General features: G+C 61.1%; 14 protein-coding genes. 4 read left to right on the top strand and 10 right to left on the bottom strand.

Features of this window, described 5'->3' with window-relative positions; translation table 11 throughout:
* The 8 genes from ACTG1K_RS18585 to ACTG1K_RS18620 form a co-directional block, all read right to left on the bottom strand.
* On the bottom strand, positions 1 to 2,877 hold the full coding sequence (locus ACTG1K_RS18585) for a formate dehydrogenase subunit alpha (RefSeq protein WP_374508730.1): 2,877 nt from the start codon (positions 2,875 to 2,877) through the stop codon (positions 1 to 3).
* 23 nt (positions 2,878 to 2,900) lie between these two features.
* Complete coding sequence (locus ACTG1K_RS18590; RefSeq protein ID WP_041208942.1) at positions 2,901 to 3,104, bottom strand: transcriptional initiation protein Tat; 204 nt, start codon at positions 3,102 to 3,104, stop codon at positions 2,901 to 2,903.
* A 101-nt stretch (positions 3,105 to 3,205) separates the two neighbouring features.
* A complete protein-coding gene (locus tag ACTG1K_RS18595; protein ID WP_440006308.1) occupies positions 3,206 to 3,823 on the bottom strand; it encodes a TorD/DmsD family molecular chaperone in 618 nt (205 codons plus the stop codon).
* 10 nt (positions 3,824 to 3,833) lie between these two features.
* On the bottom strand, positions 3,834 to 5,573 hold the full coding sequence (locus ACTG1K_RS18600; RefSeq protein WP_440006310.1) for a 4Fe-4S binding protein: 1,740 nt from the start codon (positions 5,571 to 5,573) through the stop codon (positions 3,834 to 3,836).
* 103 nt (positions 5,574 to 5,676) lie between these two features.
* Positions 5,677 to 6,270, bottom strand: a complete 594-nt coding sequence (locus tag ACTG1K_RS18605; protein WP_440006312.1) for a DUF3306 domain-containing protein — start codon at positions 6,268 to 6,270, stop codon at positions 5,677 to 5,679.
* Positions 6,263 to 6,817, bottom strand: coding sequence for a DUF3305 domain-containing protein (locus ACTG1K_RS18610; protein WP_440006314.1), 555 nt, complete (start codon positions 6,815 to 6,817; stop codon positions 6,263 to 6,265). Before ACTG1K_RS18610 ends, ACTG1K_RS18605 begins: the two co-directional genes overlap by 8 nt.
* Before the next feature lie 989 nt (positions 6,818 to 7,806).
* Positions 7,807 to 8,226, bottom strand: coding sequence for a hypothetical protein (locus tag ACTG1K_RS18615; protein WP_259585768.1), 420 nt, complete (start codon positions 8,224 to 8,226; stop codon positions 7,807 to 7,809).
* A 152-nt stretch (positions 8,227 to 8,378) separates the two neighbouring features.
* Positions 8,379 to 9,326: an IS30-like element ISAs2 family transposase gene (locus tag ACTG1K_RS18620; protein ID WP_019706001.1), complete on the bottom strand. Its 948-nt coding sequence runs from the start codon at positions 9,324 to 9,326 to the stop codon at positions 8,379 to 8,381.
* A 222-nt stretch (positions 9,327 to 9,548) separates the two neighbouring features.
* Between ACTG1K_RS18620 and ACTG1K_RS18625 the strand changes: the two genes are divergently transcribed.
* Both ACTG1K_RS18625 and ACTG1K_RS18630 read left to right on the top strand, forming a co-directional pair.
* Complete coding sequence (locus ACTG1K_RS18625; RefSeq protein ID WP_440006316.1) at positions 9,549 to 10,406, top strand: formate dehydrogenase accessory sulfurtransferase FdhD; 858 nt, start codon at positions 9,549 to 9,551, stop codon at positions 10,404 to 10,406.
* A gap of 15 nt (positions 10,407 to 10,421) precedes the next feature.
* Positions 10,422 to 11,288: a helix-turn-helix transcriptional regulator gene (locus ACTG1K_RS18630; protein ID WP_081042891.1), complete on the top strand. Its 867-nt coding sequence runs from the start codon at positions 10,422 to 10,424 to the stop codon at positions 11,286 to 11,288.
* A gap of 80 nt (positions 11,289 to 11,368) precedes the next feature.
* Here the strand turns inward: ACTG1K_RS18630 and ACTG1K_RS18635 are convergent, their stop codons facing one another.
* Both ACTG1K_RS18635 and ACTG1K_RS18640 read right to left on the bottom strand, forming a co-directional pair.
* A complete protein-coding gene (locus ACTG1K_RS18635; RefSeq protein WP_440006318.1) occupies positions 11,369 to 13,471 on the bottom strand; it encodes a sensor histidine kinase in 2,103 nt (700 codons plus the stop codon).
* Positions 13,472 to 13,496: 25 nt separating this feature from the next.
* On the bottom strand, positions 13,497 to 14,852 hold the full coding sequence (locus ACTG1K_RS18640; RefSeq protein ID WP_128815377.1) for a sigma-54-dependent transcriptional regulator: 1,356 nt from the start codon (positions 14,850 to 14,852) through the stop codon (positions 13,497 to 13,499).
* Between the two features lie 255 nt (positions 14,853 to 15,107).
* Here ACTG1K_RS18640 and ACTG1K_RS18645 point away from each other — a divergent pair, with 255 nt between their 5' ends.
* Complete coding sequence (locus tag ACTG1K_RS18645) at positions 15,108 to 15,950, top strand: substrate-binding domain-containing protein (RefSeq protein WP_129503523.1); 843 nt, start codon at positions 15,108 to 15,110, stop codon at positions 15,948 to 15,950.
* Positions 15,951 to 16,014: 64 nt separating this feature from the next.
* Positions 16,015 to 16,716 carry an ABC transporter permease gene (locus ACTG1K_RS18650; RefSeq protein WP_005347674.1) on the top strand — a complete coding sequence of 234 codons (702 nt, stop codon included), beginning with the start codon at positions 16,015 to 16,017 and terminating at the stop codon, positions 16,714 to 16,716.
* The last annotated feature ends 17 nt before the right edge of the window (positions 16,717 to 16,733 follow it).

A 16,733-nucleotide genomic window follows, 5' to 3' on the forward strand; every position in this document is an offset into this window, starting at 1 on the left:
TCAGGCTCCTACTTTGCGAAAACGGCACAGGGTGACCTTGGTCTCCTGCATCTGGGTGACCGGGTCATAGCCATAGGTGGTGACTATGTTGACCGACTCCCCCAGCACATAGGGGTCTGACCCTTCCGGATATTTGGATCGCAGATCCTTGCCCTCGAAGTGGCCGCCGAAGTGGAACGGCATAAAGGCGAGCCCCGGCTTGACCCGCGGGGTCACCAGCGCCTTCACCTTGACCCTGCCCCCTTCCGGCCCCTCGACCCACACATCCTGACCATCGCGCACGCCGACGTCGTTGGCATCTGCCGGGTTCATCTCGACGAACATCTCCTGCTGCAATTCAGCCAGCCAGGGGTTGGAGCGGGTCTCGTCGCCGCCCCCCTCGTACTCCACCAGACGGCCCGAGGTGAGGATGATCGGGAACTCCTTGCTGACATCCTTCTCCTGCACCGAGGCGTACTGGGTCGGCAGGCGCCACAGGCTCTTGGCATCGGGCCAGGTGGCGTAGTCTGCCAAGAGATCCCGGCGCGGGGTGTAGAGCGGCTCGCGGTGCTTGGGCACCTGATCCGGGAAGGTCCACACCACGCAGCGCGCCTTGGCGTTGCCATACGGCACAAAGCCGTGCTTGATGGCGACCCGCTGGATGCCGCCGGAGAGGTCAGTCTTCCAGTTCTTGCCCTCGGCCTCTTTCTTCTCGGCCTCGGTCAGCTCATCCCACCAGCCAAGCTGTTTCATCAGGTCGGCAGTGATCTCGGGATAACCGTCTTCCACCTCGCTCCCTTTCGGCCAGGAGTCTTCGGCGAGCAGCGAGACGCCCTGATACTCGATGCCGAAACGGGCGCGGAAACCGCCGCCCCCCTCCGAGACCGGAATGCTGGTGTCGTAGAGGATGTGGCTGCCGGGGTGCTTCATCTCCGGGGTGCCCCAGCAGGGCCAGGGCAGACCATACACTTCGCCGCTGACCGGGCCGCCCTCGGCCTTGAGGTTGGTCTTGTGGAAGGTGTGCCAGTTCTGCTGGTGCGCCTTGAGCCGCTCCGGGCTCTGGCCGGTGTAGCCCACGCTCCACATACCGCGGTTGTATTCGCGGGTGATGTCTTCCAGCAGTGGCTGGTTGTTCTCTACCTTGATGTGCTTGAACAGCTGGTCGGCAAAGCCGAGCTTCTTGCTCAGCAGATACATGATTTCGTGGTCGACCTTGGATTCGAACAGGGGCTCGATCACCTTGTCACGCCACTGCATGGAGCGGTTGGTGGCGGTGACGGAACCATAGGTTTCGAACTGGGTGGTAGCCGGCAGCAGGTAGACGCCGTCGGTGCGATCGTTCATCACCGAGGCGACGGTGGGATACGGGTCGACAATCACCATCATGTCGAGCTTTTGCATCGCCTTCTTCATCTCGGGGCCGCGAGTCTGGGAGTTGACCGCATGGCCCCAGTAGAACATGGCGCGGATGTTGGAACCCTGCTCGATGAGATCGGCGTTCTCCAGCACACCGTCCACCCAGCGGGAGACCGGAATGCCGTTGTTGTTCATCGGCAGCTTGCCGTTGTAGGCCTTGTTGTCAAAGCGCGCCTTGATCCACTCGTAATCGACATCCCACACCCGGGCCCAGTGCTTCCAGGAGCCCTCTTCCAGCCCGTAGTAACCGGGCAGAGAGTCGGAGGTGACGCCAAAGTCGGTGGCGCCCTGCACGTTGTCGTGACCACGGAAGATGTTGGTGCCCGCCCCGCTCTTGCCCACGTTGCCGAGGGCCAGTTCGAGGATGCAGTAGGCACGGGTATTGTTATTGCCGGTGGTGTGCTGGGTACCGCCCATGCACCAGACCACGCAGCCGGGGCGGTTGTCGGCCAGCAGCTTGGCGGCGCCATAGACCTGTTGCTCGTTGAGGCCGGTCACCCGCTCCACTTCGGCCGGGGTCCAGCGCGCCACCTCTTTTTGCACCTCATCCATGCCGTAGACGCGGGTGCGGATGAACTCTTTGTCTTCCCAGCCGTTCTTGAAGATGTGCCAGAGCATGCCCCAGATAAAGGCGACGTCGGTGCCCGGACGCAGGGAGAGGTACATGTCCGCCTTGGCGGCGGTGCGAGTGCGGCGCGGGTCGACCACCAGGATCTTGCAGCCGTTGCGCTCTTTCGCCAGCAGGATGTGCTGCATGGCGACCGGGTGGGCCTCTGCCGGGTTGGAGCCGATAAACATGATCGACTTGCTGTTGTGCATGTCGTTCAGGCTGTTGGTCATGGCGCCGTAGCCCCAGGTGTTAGCGACGCCAGCAACCGTGGTGGAGTGGCAGATGCGCGCCTGGTGATCCACGTTGTTGGTGCCCCACAGGGAGGCCATCTTGCGAAACAGGTAGGCCTGCTCGTTGGAGTGCTTGGCGGAGCCGAGCCAGTAGACGCTGTCAGGACCGGACTCCTTGCGCAGGCGCAGCACCTCGTTGCCCACCTCTTCGATGGCCTGATCCCAGCTGATGCGCTGCCACTTGCCGCCCACCAGCTTCATTGGGTACTTGAGGCGACGCTCACCGTGGCCGTGCTCGCGCAGGGCCGCCCCCTTGGCGCAGTGACCGCCAAGGTTGAAGGGGTGATCGAATGCCGGCTCCTGACCGGTCCAGACGCCGTTTTGCACCTCGGCATAGACGCCGCAGCCCACCGAGCAGTGGGAACAGATAGTGCGCTTCACCTCGACCGGCACCTCGGCTGCCACGGTTTTGGCCTCGGCCCGCTGCATCATGGCAGGTGCCAGCCAACCGGCGGCCACTGCGCCACCGGCCACCAGACCGGAATTGACCATAAAGGCGCGACGGGTCAGCCCCTGACCGCGAATGGCCTCATTGCCCTGCTCGCCCGCCTGGGGCTGCTCGGCACGTTTTGTCAGTTTCATGAATTCTCCTTCACTGATCCGGCTCAGTCGGTGCCGCGCAGGGTGCGATAAAAGTCGTGAACATGGGGGGTCTCCCGATAGCCCTGATCAGGCTTGGTATCGTGGGTCAGCGCCTCTTTGCTCACCACCCGACCGGCAGCACCGGCCAGCACGCCTATGGTGGCGACCACGCCAACTCCCTTGATCAGATTGCGGCGGGACGGGTCTTTCAGCTTTTCATCGCTCATTCTTGTGACCTCTGTTGTTGTTCTTGCCGGCGCCTGCGGGCCAGCTTCGCGTCCAATGGGATATCTCGTCTGCTCGTTTTGTTATGCACAGATGGAGGCGTTCAGCCCGTCACCACGCAGGCGCCAAACGGCAGGCGCAATTCGTTTTCCAGCTTGAAGAAATCTTCGGCAAGGGCGCCGACCGCCCGGTAGAAGCAGCCCCCTTTCGCCTGTTGTTGATCGCGGCAGCAGGCGAGTACCCAGGGGGCAAGGTGGCGCTCATAGAAGCGGTTGCGATCCGGGTGCTGCTCGGCGATCAACACCGCCATCACCTCACAGAGGGCGGCCAGATGATCTTCCGGCTCGCACACTCCGCTCTGGCGCTCGAAACCGAGGGACTGGAGGTCTGCGCGCAGCACCGCCAGCGGCAGCTCCATCAATGAGCCGGTGAGATACCAGGAGGCAAACGGCACTATCTCCCCGCGCCCCAGCCCGATAAAGAGATCCTGATACTCCTCGGCAAGCTCGTTTTCGTGGTGGCTAATGGCCGCCAGCTGCACCAGCCCCAGCCCTCTGGCAAAGGGGCCCGGCATGGCCTGCAACCCTTGCAGCCAGGCGAGCTGTTCACCACGGGGGGCGGCGCGCCAGAGGCTTGCCAGCAGGGCGTAGAGATCGGCGCTGCTCTGTTCCAGTTCGGTCATGGTCAGTTCGCCAGCCTTTTCGTTATGTTGTTCACTCATCACTGGCCCCTCATACCTTGAGCTGGGAGACGGGATCCGCCGCCAGCGCCGCAAACACATCCTTGACCCGGCAATCCTCACACATCAGCAACCGCTGGGCGGCCTCGTTCTGGAAGTGGGAGTGACCGGCCAGTTTTTGCTGGATGCGGCGGATCATCGAGGCTGGCGCGAACGGCTTGGAGCAGCGAATGCAGCAGGCGGCCTCTTCGGCCTTGAGGCTCTGCACGGCGCGGCGCGCCTCGGGCACGGGTTGCAGACGGGGCACCAGCACGATGGCCTGCTCGGGGCAGGCCTTTTCGCACATGCCGCACTGAATGCAATCCTGCTCGATAAAGTTGAGACCCGGCGTGTGCCCAACCGCATGCAGGGCGCGGCTCGGGCAGACCGCCACGCAGCCCATGCAGAGGGTGCAGTCAGACTCTTTAAGTTCAACACTGCCGTATGGAGCGCCGTGGGGCACCGCCAGCGGCTCGCGGCTCCCTTCGTTGGCCTGCCAGAGGGCATCGAAGGCAGCAAACAGGTTCTCCCGCTTGTCCCCTTTAAGCGGCTTCTCCAGCAGGGCAACGGTTGGCTGGCCGGAAACAGGCTCACCAGCATCCGGGTTAAACAGGGCGATGCGATCGGCAGCAAGGCCAGCGCCCGCCAGCAGCACGGCGGCGCTCGCCAGCTCCCGCTCAACCAGCGCACGGACGCTTTCGGGGGCATCGTCACCCAGCGCAATGCGCACCGCGCTGGCGCCATAGGCGAGGGCGGCAAACCAGCTCTCGATGCCTAAACTCGCGCTCTCCTCCACCCAGACCGGCAGCCAGTTGGCGGGCAAACGGGTGAGTTCGGCCTCCACCCATTCGCGCTCGTTTTCACCGGCGATCAGCAGTCGAGGCACTTCGCCGCCCGCCTCCCGGTAGTGCTTGAGCAAGCGCAGCAGGTAGTCGCCGCTGGTGTTGGCATCGGGCTGGTGGTAGGCAATCGCCCCGGTCGGACAGGCAGAGGCACAGCTGCCAAAGCCCTGACAGAGATGGGGATCGATCTGAATGCGACCATTGATGGGCTTGAGGGCATCGGTCGGGCAGACATCGAGACAGCGGCTGCAACCGGGCACGCCACGGGCGGTAAAGGCGCAGGCCTCGGGGTCGAGGCGAAAATAGCGCGGCTTGTCGAAGATACCGGTCAGCGCACAGAGCTCGGCAAGCCGTTCGGCCAACCCATCGTCATCAGCCAGATGCAGATAACCGACCGGCGGACGCTCCAGCGCAAAGAGCGGGGCGCGGCCCAGATCAGCCACCAGGTCAAAGCGCGGTTCGCTACCCACCGTCGCTTGTTGTGGAAAACAGAGCGCTGCCAGATTAACCCGCTCGCCCTGCCCATTGAGGCCGGTGAGCTGGAACTGGCCGAGATACCCTGTCAGGCCCGGTTCGCGCAGGGTCAGGGCCGCGAGGGATGCGGTGGCATCAAAAATGGTTTCGAGATCGGCCGCCTCGGCATCGTGGACCGCTTCGGTCACCAGTAGAGTCGGCTTCACCCCGGCGGGCAGCAGGCTGGCAGCGCGGCGAATGCGATCTTCCGGGCCGACCAGCAGCAGGCGCCCCTGACTCTGGTAAGAGACAGTGGCCGGGATCAGGTTGTCGGTCTTGACCGTATGCTGCAGAGCATAGGCGCGAGCGCGCGCGTTATGCTCGGCCGCCCCCGCCTCACGGGCTAGATTTGGGGCCAGATTTGGGCTCAGATTTGGCAATGTTTGTTCAGTGCTCACATACACTCCTGCGCGCGCCACCTCATGGGATGGGCGCTTGTTGGTAAGCCGAGAGAGCAAGAGGCGAGCCAACTCCCCCGGGAAAAAAGTGACTAACAGGGAGTCAGGATCCTGAGGGTTCCATTTCCCCACCTTTGACTGGGACATTTTGTCCACCAGAGGAAACCAAAATGTCCCGATCGTCGGTGTGGGTTTGAGAATGGTTATCAGCCAGCTCGTCGGCGGCAGGTTCGTTGACAACCGCCACCGGTTCAGCAGACCCGCTGGCCGGATTGGCCGATTCGCTCTCCGGGGCGGTCACCTGATCCACCAGCCAGTTGCGCAGCCCGGCGGTCAGGGCCGCAGGCAGCAATTCGGGCTGGCTGAAATCCTGGGTGTAGTCGTCGAGCCCATCCGGTTTATGGCTGCGAAACATGGCCCGCAGCGCCTCCCTGTCGGGGAGTTTGGCCTTGCCCGGCTGAGCCGTTTTCAGTTGCGACTCGCCACTCTCCAGCCTCTCAACGGCAAGGAGTTCACTGCTCCCCTTGTCAGTGCTGACTACGGGGCTATCCAGCGCAGTATCTGGGTTTCCAGCTTCGCGACTGCCTTCGATGGGGGTGGCAACTGCCTCGGGGCTAACCTCTTCCCTCGGCTGCAATACCTGATGCTTGCGCGCCTCACTCTTGCGAGACGACCAGCGCTTAAGGAACTCACTCATGGGCGCGATTTCCGCTGTCACTGCCACGCTCACGGCCATCGGGGCCGGTGGCTTTAACGGCGCCGCAGCTGGCTTGATCTACCGTATCGACACCGAGCTGATCCTGCGCCCGTCCCTTACCCTTTTTGCCCTTGCGGCGGGCCTCCAGCAGCTCGCCGTGGCGGCCGATAAAGGCCTCCACCCAGGCTTGCAGCGCCTCGGGCAGCGGGCAGGAGAGCACCTGCCGCTCGCCATCCATATAGGCGGCGGCCACGGTCTGGCTCAGGGTCAGACCATCGGCCACAAAGCCACTGTCCACGCGGCTTCCGGTCACAAAGAGGCGGGGCGAGCCGGAGCTCAAATTGAAGCGATAATCCCCCCGTTCATCGCGAAACAGGGTAAGGGGCAAGGCGCCGGCAGCCTCCGGTTCGGCGGGGTGAAGCGCCGCAATCTCGAAACGGCGGCTCTGCCAGCGGCCAACCTGGCTGTCGATGGCCTTTAACTCCAGTTGCAGCCAGCGCTGCGGGGGCAAGGTATTGGTTATTTCTTGCACTGTCACGGCTCCCATCAGAAGGTCTCTGCCGGGCCGCCCTCCCCCGTGCGCCACCCCGATAGGAACGGATCAGTGCAGGAGATTCAGGGCAGCCACGGCCAACAATGGGATAAGACATAGCAAGAGTGGGGCCAAGGCCGGTTTGATGGTTGATGGGGGCTTTGATGCGGGTTGGGTCGTCGTGCGGGATATGGGTTGGCACAGGCGTAGGTTGGTGCAGAGCGCAGCGAAGCCCAACATGCGGCGTAAAACCAATCAGCCTGTGTATCTGATCGAGGGAATGGCAATAATCGAATAACGCTGAATTATCCGATTATTGCCTTGATAAGGTGTTCGCGGTAAACGTTGGGCTTCACTTCGTTCAGCACCAACCTACGATTTAGCCCAACACAGAAGATATAAGTATTAACTCACAATTTAACTGAGAGTGCGTAAATTGCTACCAATTTTGAGTGATATAAAATATGGGGATGAAATTACTGTTCCTATGGCCACGGACAACGATAATGATGGTACCAATCCTGCATTCTTGAAGATTCCATACCATATACTAAGTAATATTGAGCCTAAAAAACATTGATAATAAACATTTCCCATAAGAATTGATGGATATAAAAGCATTGCATCCCTTACTTCTAAACATGTTATTTTGTTAAAATTCTTTTCAGCTAAACAAGTAAAAAACAAGCAATGTACTGCTGTATACAAATATAGTATTGAAAGCCCATATATAGATATAGCATTCTTAGTCATTTCTATACCTAATAGAGGGATCGTGTACTTTTCTGAAGGCATATATCCTAGAGCATAGAAATGAGAGAATATTGATATAATCAATCCTGCGTAGATTGTACGCTGCGCAGTACTCATAGCGTCTTTATAGTTTGACATATATATTTCAATACTATTCACCACATCGCTCCACTTAAATTTTGCAAGACAAGAATCTAGACATTATGTATAAAGATTCATTTCACTTAAAGAACTGTATTAGTTACAGCACATTAAAAATCATCAAACGGTGAATCATAATCTGGCCAAACCGTATCGCTCGAATAATTTGCGGTCAAATCAAAAATCTCACACGCCAAACTAGAAAATTTTCTGTAAGGCAAACCATCTAAAATATTTTTATTACTGATCTGCTCAAACATAAATGCGGCAGCCTTGCATTCTTGATAAGCAGCCAATGCGATATAGGCTCTAATATCTGACTGAAAGCGTTTTTGCTGTTTCCTTTGCGAGGGAGTTGCGGAAACATAGCTTTGAATTAATGGCATGTTAGTCTGTTTAAAAACAACCCATTTATCAATTCCTATTTCATTGAGATTTTTCGCCAAACGACTGATCACATCTTCACTTAAATCACTAATTATTTCCTCCGCTAGCCCATTCATTTCGTCAATATATCGTACTAAGTTCATATCGCCCCCCGGTTAACACTTTAGATTTATTAAAATAATCTTATAGCCCAAGTCCTATGCTAATAACATCTATCTTTAGGAGGCAGCAACATTTTTCCACAATGTATTTATGATCGTAGGACGCGAATTCAACTTCGAAGTGCGACACTCGCCTATGCCGCCTGACGGTACTCTTCGAATACCTTGACAGGCTGCCTGAATCCGAGACATTTCCGAGGTCGTAGGTTGAGCCACTGCTCCGCTCTCCTGACATCCTCGTCCGTGACCTCTCTCAGGTCTGTTCCCTTTGGGATAAACTGCCTCAACAGCCCATTGCTGTTCTCGTTCAGACCGCGCTCCCACGAAGAGTAAGGGTGCGCAAAGTAAGTCTCGGCACCCAGCGCTTCCTCTATCGCCTTGTGTTCGGCAAACTCGCCGCCGTTGTCAAAGGTGATGGTATGCACCTGCTCGATGTAGGGCGTTAACATCTCGATTATCGCATCCCGCACCACCCCAGCCTGTTTGCTCGCGACCCGCTTGACCAGATAGAGCCGGCTCTTGCGCTCCACCAGGGTGACCAGTGCACCTGTGCCTTGCTTGCCCAGCACCGTGTCCGCCTCCCAATCACCGAGCCGCTCCCGGCTATCGACGATAGCCGGCCGTTCATCAATAGAGCGGGCTTCCTTGATGGGAGAACGCAGGCTGCTCGCCCCCTTGCGGTAGCGCTTGTGGCCCTGGCGCAGATGGCGGTACAACTGGCCACCCCGGGCTTTGTCGGCGGCCACATGGCGGTATATCCACTCGTGACTCACCATGAGGCCTATCTGCTTGCCCACCGCGCTTATCTGCTCCGGGCTCCACCACCAGGCGAGTGTCAGCTCGACAAACTGGATGACATCGGCAGATAGCCGAGATTTGGCCGCACTGGCCCGTCGGTGGGTGGCGTGCTGATGCGCATTGTCTGGCTGGTAGCCCTGCGGCCCGGCGTTACGACGCAGCTCCCGGTAGAGGGTGGAGCGATGAACGCCAATGGCGCGTGCGGTGGCAAGGATGGACATCCCCTGTGCGCGAAGCACCGATAACTGGTATCGTTGCCCCTCGGTCAACTGCTGATAGCTCATGGTGATACTGCTTTTACTTTGGCGAGCAGAAGGGTACCACCAATCAGCAGTTGGCCACCTCTCGCCATTCATCCATGAGTGTCGCACTTATTATCTGAATTCCCGGGATTTCACAATCCACATTGAACTTGTCAGGACTAAAAACCTGCGTATCTAAATCACTTGGAACAAAACTTGCTGTACCCCTCCCCTTAGATCCCGGCAACCGGTCGCGAGGGGCCCATGACACCGACCTTTATCAAAAGCAATGCTGCCGCCCAGCTCACCATGGCCGTCGAGGTGATGGATGAGCAGGGCACAATGAACACCCGCCAAATCGCCTGTGAGCGGCCACTGACGGTCTACCTCAACTGGAAGGAAATCGTAACCCTGATGACGCTGGGGGCCCGCCCCGAGGCGCTGGTACTGGGTTATCTGAAAAATCAGGGCTTTATCGAGGATATTTCGGCCATCGAGTCGGTGATTGTCGACTGGGATAGCGAGGCCGCCGCCGTGGTGAGCAGCCAGCAGGCCGAAGATCTCGACAAGGCGCTGGAGAAGAAGACGGTCACCTCCGGCTGTGGTCAGGGCACCATGTATGGCAGCGTGATGAAGAAGCTCGAAGGGGTGGTCTTGGCGGCGCCCACGCTTAAACAGAGCACCCTCTACGCCCTGCTCAAGGCGCTGTCGGCTCATAACGAAACCTACAAGATGGCGGGTGCTGTGCATGGCTGCGCCATCTGTCGCGGCAGCGAAATCCTCTCCTTTGTCGAAGATGTGGGGCGCCACAATGCGGTGGATACCCTGGCGGGCGAGCTCTGGATGCGCGGCGAGACTGGCCACGACAAGATCTTCTACACCACCGGGCGGCTCACCTCGGAGATGGTGATCAAGGTGGCGCAGATGGGCATTCCGGTGCTGCTGTCGCGCTCCGGCGTCACCCAGATGGGGCTGGATCTGGCCCGTCAGCTCGGTATAACCATGATTGCCCGCGCCAAGGGGCGCCATTTCGAGGTATTCAGCGGTCACGACCATATGGTGCTGGACGAGAAGCCGCCGGTGCTGGCGCCCGGTTCGGCCGGTCGCGGGATGCGGGACTAAGCAATGAACGAATTTATGAACGTCAAGCAGGTGGCGGAATACCTCGATCTCAACGAGAAGAAGGTCTACCAGCTCGCCAACGAGGCGCGTATCCCCGCCACCAAGGCGACCGGCAAGTGGCTGTTTCCCCGCTCCCTGCTCGATCGCTGGCTGCTCGGTAGTTGCCACGAGGGGGTGATGAACGACCGCCTGCTGCTGGCAGGCTCGGACGATGTGCTGCTGCACTACGCCAGCAGCCGCTTGGCCCGGCAGCTCGGCACTCAGGCACTGGTGGGCTACACCCCGTGCGGCACAAGGCAGGGGCTGGCGATGCTGGCGCGCGGCCATGTGGATCTGTGCGCCATCCACTGGGGGCAGGCCGAGGAGGCGCACCTGCGCCACCCGGCGCTGGTGCAGCAGTATCAGGGTCACCGGCAATGGGTGATCGTTCATGGATTTCGGCGGGTGCAGGGGCTGGTGCTGCGGCAGGGGTTGCAACCCAAAGAGGCGAAAGAGGCACTCGACTGGCGCTGGGCCATGCGTCAGGAGGGGGCTGGCAGCCAGCGCGCCCTGCAGGAGTGGCTGCAAACGCAAGGGGAGTCGCTGACCCGGCTGGAGCGCACCATTGAGGTCAACAGCGAGCGGGAGCTGGCCGCCGCCATCAGCCGCGGCGATGCGGATGTCGGGCCCGGCGCCCAGAGCACCGCCACCGAGTTTGGCCTCGGCTTTATGCCCTTGTCGCAGGAGTGCTTCGATCTGGTGATGCCGCAGGGGGTCTTCTTTCGCACCCTGCTGCAACAGCTGATCGGCTGGCTGCAATCCCCCGAGGGGCGCGAGCTGGCGGCCCGCCTCGGCGGCTATGACCTGACCCAGAGCGGCAAGCTGGTGTGGAGCCCGCAGTAAATAACCACTCACCCACAGACAAAACAGCCCGCCAACCATGTTGACGGGCTGTTTTTATCACGGGCCTTTTTATAACAGCATCAATCGCTTGTCTCACGCCCCTCGGCATTGAGGGCGATGCGCCACCCTTCCAGTTTCGCAGGCTCGCTGCCGCTGGGCAGCAGGGCGTGGCTGCGCAGCCGCACGGTAAAGCAGCTCCCCTGCCCCGGGGTGGAATCCACCAAGAGCTCCCCGCCCCAGCGGCTGATAATGCGGTGGCTTAGGGCCAGCCCCAGCCCGGTGCCGGTGGCACGGGTGGTGAAGAAGGGGTCGAAGATCTTGTCGATAATGGCCGCCTCTATGCCGCTACCGTTGTCGATCACCCGCACTTCTGCCCCGCGCAGCTGACCCAGTTCATCGACCCAGTCGCGGCTCTCGACCCGGATCTCCCCCTGTTCCCCCAGCGCGTGGCTGGCGTTGACCAAGAGGTTGATCAGCACCTGCAACAACTGCTGGCGATCCGCCTCGATGGGCTGCTGGGCCCTGAGATCGGCCACCAGCTCCACCTGCTGCTGGCGCAGGGCGGAACGCACCAGCGTCAGGCTCTCCTCGATGATGGGGTTGAGGTGCTGCCACACAGGCTCTGTCTCGTAATCGCCAGGGCGAGAGTATTGCAGCAGGCTGCGGGTGATGGCACGGATGCGCTCAATCTGGGCCAGCACCAGCGCCAGCTCCTCGCTGACCGGCTCGGCCGCCTCCCCCAGCTCCAGCTTCATCAGCTCCACGTTGCCGAGGATCACCGCCAGCGGGTTATTGATCTCATGGGCCACCCCGGCCGAGAGCTCGCCAAGGGCCGCCAGCTTCTCGCTGATCAGCAGCTGCTGGCGCGCCTCGGTCAGCATATGAATATGATCTTCCAGCTCGGCAGTCTTGAGCTCGAGACTTTGGGTACGCTCGGCTACCTTCTGCTCCAGCTCGTCGGCGCTGCGAGCCATCTGCTGCTGATGCGCCTCCTGCCTGTCAAGCATGGCGTCAAACTGGCGACCGAGCTGGGCCAGCTCGTGGTCAGGGTCGAGGGCCAGCGGGCCGATGCGAGCCGACTCCCCGGCCTGCACCTGCCGCACCACCTTGTGCATCCGCTCGATGGGGGAGAAGAGATCCCGCGCGCCGCGATAGACCAGCAGGCCGGAGAGCAGCAACAGCAGCACAACGCCGGAGCCCAGCTCCACCAGATTGGTGAGGTAGGTGCGGATGATGGGCCACTCGAGAAAGCCGACATAGAGCATGCCGAGCCGCTCGCCCCTGGCTCCCAGCAGCGGCTCGTAACCCGAGACATACCAGGCGTCGTGAACGAAGGCGCGGTCAACCCACATCTCCCCCCGTCCCAGCACCTGATCGCGCACCGGCGGCGAGACCCGGGTGCCCACCGCCCGGCCCACCTGACGGCTGCTGCTGACCGGCACGTTGGTGCTCACCCGCAGATCATCGAGAAACAGGGTAACGGTGCCGACGCTGCCATCCGGCAGGGTGTTTTTGGCAAACACCTGCCCCTTGAGCTCATCCACAAGCCGGGTGCTGCCATTGACAAGCTCGCCCCCCTCCAGCACGGCCCAAAGGGAGCCGTCGCGGCCCATCACAGGGGTCAGCGACAGGCTGATCAGCCCCCGGTCCTCCACCACCCTGGTGCCATCCCGTTGCCACAGCACGGCCCGCTTGGCCAGTTGCGGGGAGAGGGCGAGCATCTCCTGCTGCGACCAGACCACGAAGTGGCTGACGCTGCGTCCGGCCGTGAGGGCGGCTCGCTCCTGCGCCGTCAGCTGATCCAGCTCGGGGCCACGGCGCAAGCGCAGAAAATCGAGACCATAGTTGGCCGCCAGCGGCATCACCCAGTCATGCAGCTGATCCGGCGATTCCCGCAGCCGCAGCTGAAAGGCCCAGGCATCGCGCAGATGCTCGAGATGCTCGGTCTGGCGCTGCTGCTGCACCGTGATGGCGTGGTGGGCCACCCCGAGATCGCTGCGCACCGTGGTGAGCAGGTTTTGCCAGCTGTAGGTGAGGGTCCAGTAAAGAGTGAGCGCGATCATGCCCACCAAGGTGAGCATGATGGGCACCGAGGTGAGCAGCAGTAGGCGCCAGCGCACCTTGGTGCGCACGCAACGGGGCAACAGGGCGCGCATGCAGCGGGAGAGCAGGGTCAGTTTCATCGCCACCCCATCCGATCAGCCTTCCTCATTCGATGGCCCACTCCTTGAATTTGCGATCCAGCGTCTTGCGCGCCACCCCGAGCACCCGGGAGGCGGCCGACTTGTTGCCATCATGGCTCGCCACCACTTGCAGGATGTGGGCCTTCTCCACCTCGGCAAGCGGCCACGCCAGCGGATAACCCTCCTCGCTCGCCCCCTGCTCGGTGGGCTTGCTGCTCTGCCAGTAATCCGCCGGGGGCTTGCCCAGCAGCAGGCAGCGCTCGATAAGGTTGCGCAGCTCCCGCACGTTGCCGGGCCAGGGGTAGGCCTGCATCGCTACCACATCCTCGTGGGTCCAGCTCAAGGAGCCCATCCCCATCTCGGCGGTAAGCTGGCGGGTGAAGTGGTGTACCAGCGCGGGGATATCGTCGATCCGCTCGCGCAACGGGGCGACCGGCAGCGCCACCACGTTGAGGCGATAGAAGAGATCTTCGCGAAAGCGGCCCGCCTCCACCTCGGCCTTGAGGTTGCGGTTGGTGGCGGCGACGATGCGCACATCCACCGCCAATTCGCGCTCGGCCCCCACCGGGCGAATGGCCTTCTGCTCCAGCGCCCGCAGCAACGAGGCCTGCATGGCAAGGGGCATTTCGCCGATCTCGTCGAGAAACAGGGTGCCCTGATGGGCGACCCGAAACAGGCCGTCACGCCCCTTGCGGGCGCCGGTAAAGGCACCCTGCACGTGACCAAACAGCTCGCTTTCCAGCAGCTCCGGGGCGATGGAGGCGCAGTTGAGGGGCACAAAGGCCCCCATCCGGCCAGAGAGTTGATGCAGGGCGCGGGCCACTAGCTCTTTACCGGTGCCGGACTCCCCCTCCACCAATACGGCGGCATTGGAGGGGGCTACTCTGGCGATGAGCGTCTTGAGCTCGCGGGTCTTGGCACTGTCGCCAATCAGGGTGGGCGGGAAGAGCTTGCTCACCTCCCGGCGCAGCAGCAGGTTCTCCCGCTCCATCTGGCGGCGCTCGATGACTCTGTCCACCGCCTGCACCATCTGATCGAGGTTGAAGGGCTTGAGGATAAAGTCGCTGGCGCCGAGGCGCAGCGCCTTGAGGGCGGTCTCCATATCGCCAAAACCGGTCATGAAGATGATGTCGCTGCGGCGAGTGGCCGGGTCTATGGCCTCGTGCCACTCGATGCCGGAGCGCCCCGGCAGCCGGATGTCGGCGATGATAAGGTCAAAGTGAAGGCGGCAGCGCAGGGCTTCCGCCTCCTCCACGCTGGCGGCAGTCTCAATCTGGGCGAAGCGCTTGGCCAGCGCCTTGGCCAGAAAGCTGCGCATGCCGGGCTCATCGTCAACGATAAGCAGGGAGAGGGCAGACCAGCGGCTGGGAGGGAGTGTCATGGAAAAAAGTACCTCGGATGCACGTACGGTCGATGAATGTCCCGATAACCGGAACCTTAGTGGGACATTTTGTCCTTACCGTATCAAAAGCACCAACACCAATTATTAAAAGCGATAACAAGCTCACCTAATTGATTTTAATAAGCTTCTGTTTTTAAACGGCAAACCGTGAATGCAGCGGCAAAGGAACAGTTTGGCACCCTGCTTGCTTACTCTTGCCCTCTCCTCAGCCACCCTGAAAAAAGTTGCATCACGATGACGATAAAAACCAGCCTCAAACGTTTTGCCCTCTCCCTCGCTGCCAGCCTGCTGATCGCCGGTGCGGCCCACGCCGAAGCGGATACTAATGCCACAAAAGCGCCGATCCGCCTCGCCACCACCACCAGTACCGAGCAGTCCGGTCTGCTGGGCTGGTTGCTGCCCCAGTTCACCAAGGAGACCGGTTATCCGGTGCAGGTGATGGCGGCCGGTACCGGCCAGAGCCTGAAGATGGGCGAGAATGGCGACGCGGATCTGGTGATGACCCACGCCCCCTCTGCCGAGAAGAAGTTTGTCGATGCGGGCTTTGGCATCGAGCCGGTACACCTGATGTATAACGACTTCGTTATCGTCGGCCCGGCGAAAGACCCGGCGGGTCTCGGCAAACTGCACGACGCAGCCAAGGGGCTGCAAGCCATCAAGGAGCAGGGCCAGACCTTTATCTCCCGCGGTGACGAGTCCGGTACCCACATTAAGGAGAAGACCCTGTGGCAAGCCGCTGACGTCAAACCCGAGTTTGCCGGTTACAAGTCCATCGGCCAGGGGATGGGCCCGACCCTGACCATGGCCTCGGAGCTGGGTGCCTACACCCTGACCGACCGCGGCACCTGGCTCGCCTACCAGAGCAAGCTGGATCTCGCCGTACTGCTGGAGGGTGACAAGCGCCTGTTCAACCCCTATCAGGTGATCCTGGTCAACCCCAAGCGCTACCCGGATCTCAACACCGAAGGGGCCCGCACCCTGAAAAACTGGCTGATCTCCGAGCATGGCCAGAAGTTGATCGGCGACTTCAAGGTGGCGGGTCAGGCGCTGTTTGTGGCGGATGCCAACGGGAAATAATGGCAACCCCGACTCCTGCGATGACCTTGATGGCCCTCCCCCGGTTCGCTGAGGGAGGCGCCTGATGCCGACCCTGCTCGACACTACGTTGGCTGCCCTCGCCCTGCTGTTCAGTGGTGACACCGAACTGTGGCAGGTGGTGGGGGTCTCCTTCTCCGTCTCCTGCATCGCCCTGCTGCTGGTGCTGCTGCCCGCCTTGCTGCTGGGCTTTGCCCTGGCCTATCTGCCGCTGCCCGGCCGCTGGCTCTGGCTCTCCTGCATCAATACCCTGCAATCGGTGCCGACCGTGGTGATTGGCCTCTTGCTCTACATGCTGCTGTCGCGGGCCGGCCCCTTTGGCGACTGGAAGCTGCTCTTTACCCAGCAGGCGATGGTGGTGGGGCAGATGCTGATCGCCTTCCCGGTGATCGCCACCATGGCCCACGCGGCGTTTGTCCAGAGCGATCGGCGCGCCTGGGAAACCGCCCTGACCCTGGGGGTCTCCTGGCCCAAGGCGCTGATCGGCCTGATGCACGAGTGCCGCTTTGGCCTGCTGGCCGCCATCATCGGCGCCTTTAGCCGCATCGTCACCGAGGTTGGCTGCTCCATGATGGTGGGGGGCAATATCCTGCACTTCACCCGCAATATCCCCACCGCCATCGCGCTGGAGACCCAGAAAGGGGCCTTCACCCAGGGGGTGGCGCTCGGCATAGTGCTGCTCACCCTCGCCCTCTTGCTCAACCTGCTGCTGACGGCGTGCCGTGGCCACAGCTATCTGAAGAACTGACCATGCCCCCACTGCGT

Origin of the sequence: Aeromonas sp. 102P (assembly GCF_051920345.1) — a bacterium.
Classification (GTDB): Bacteria; Pseudomonadota; Gammaproteobacteria; order Enterobacterales; family Aeromonadaceae; genus Aeromonas; species Aeromonas veronii.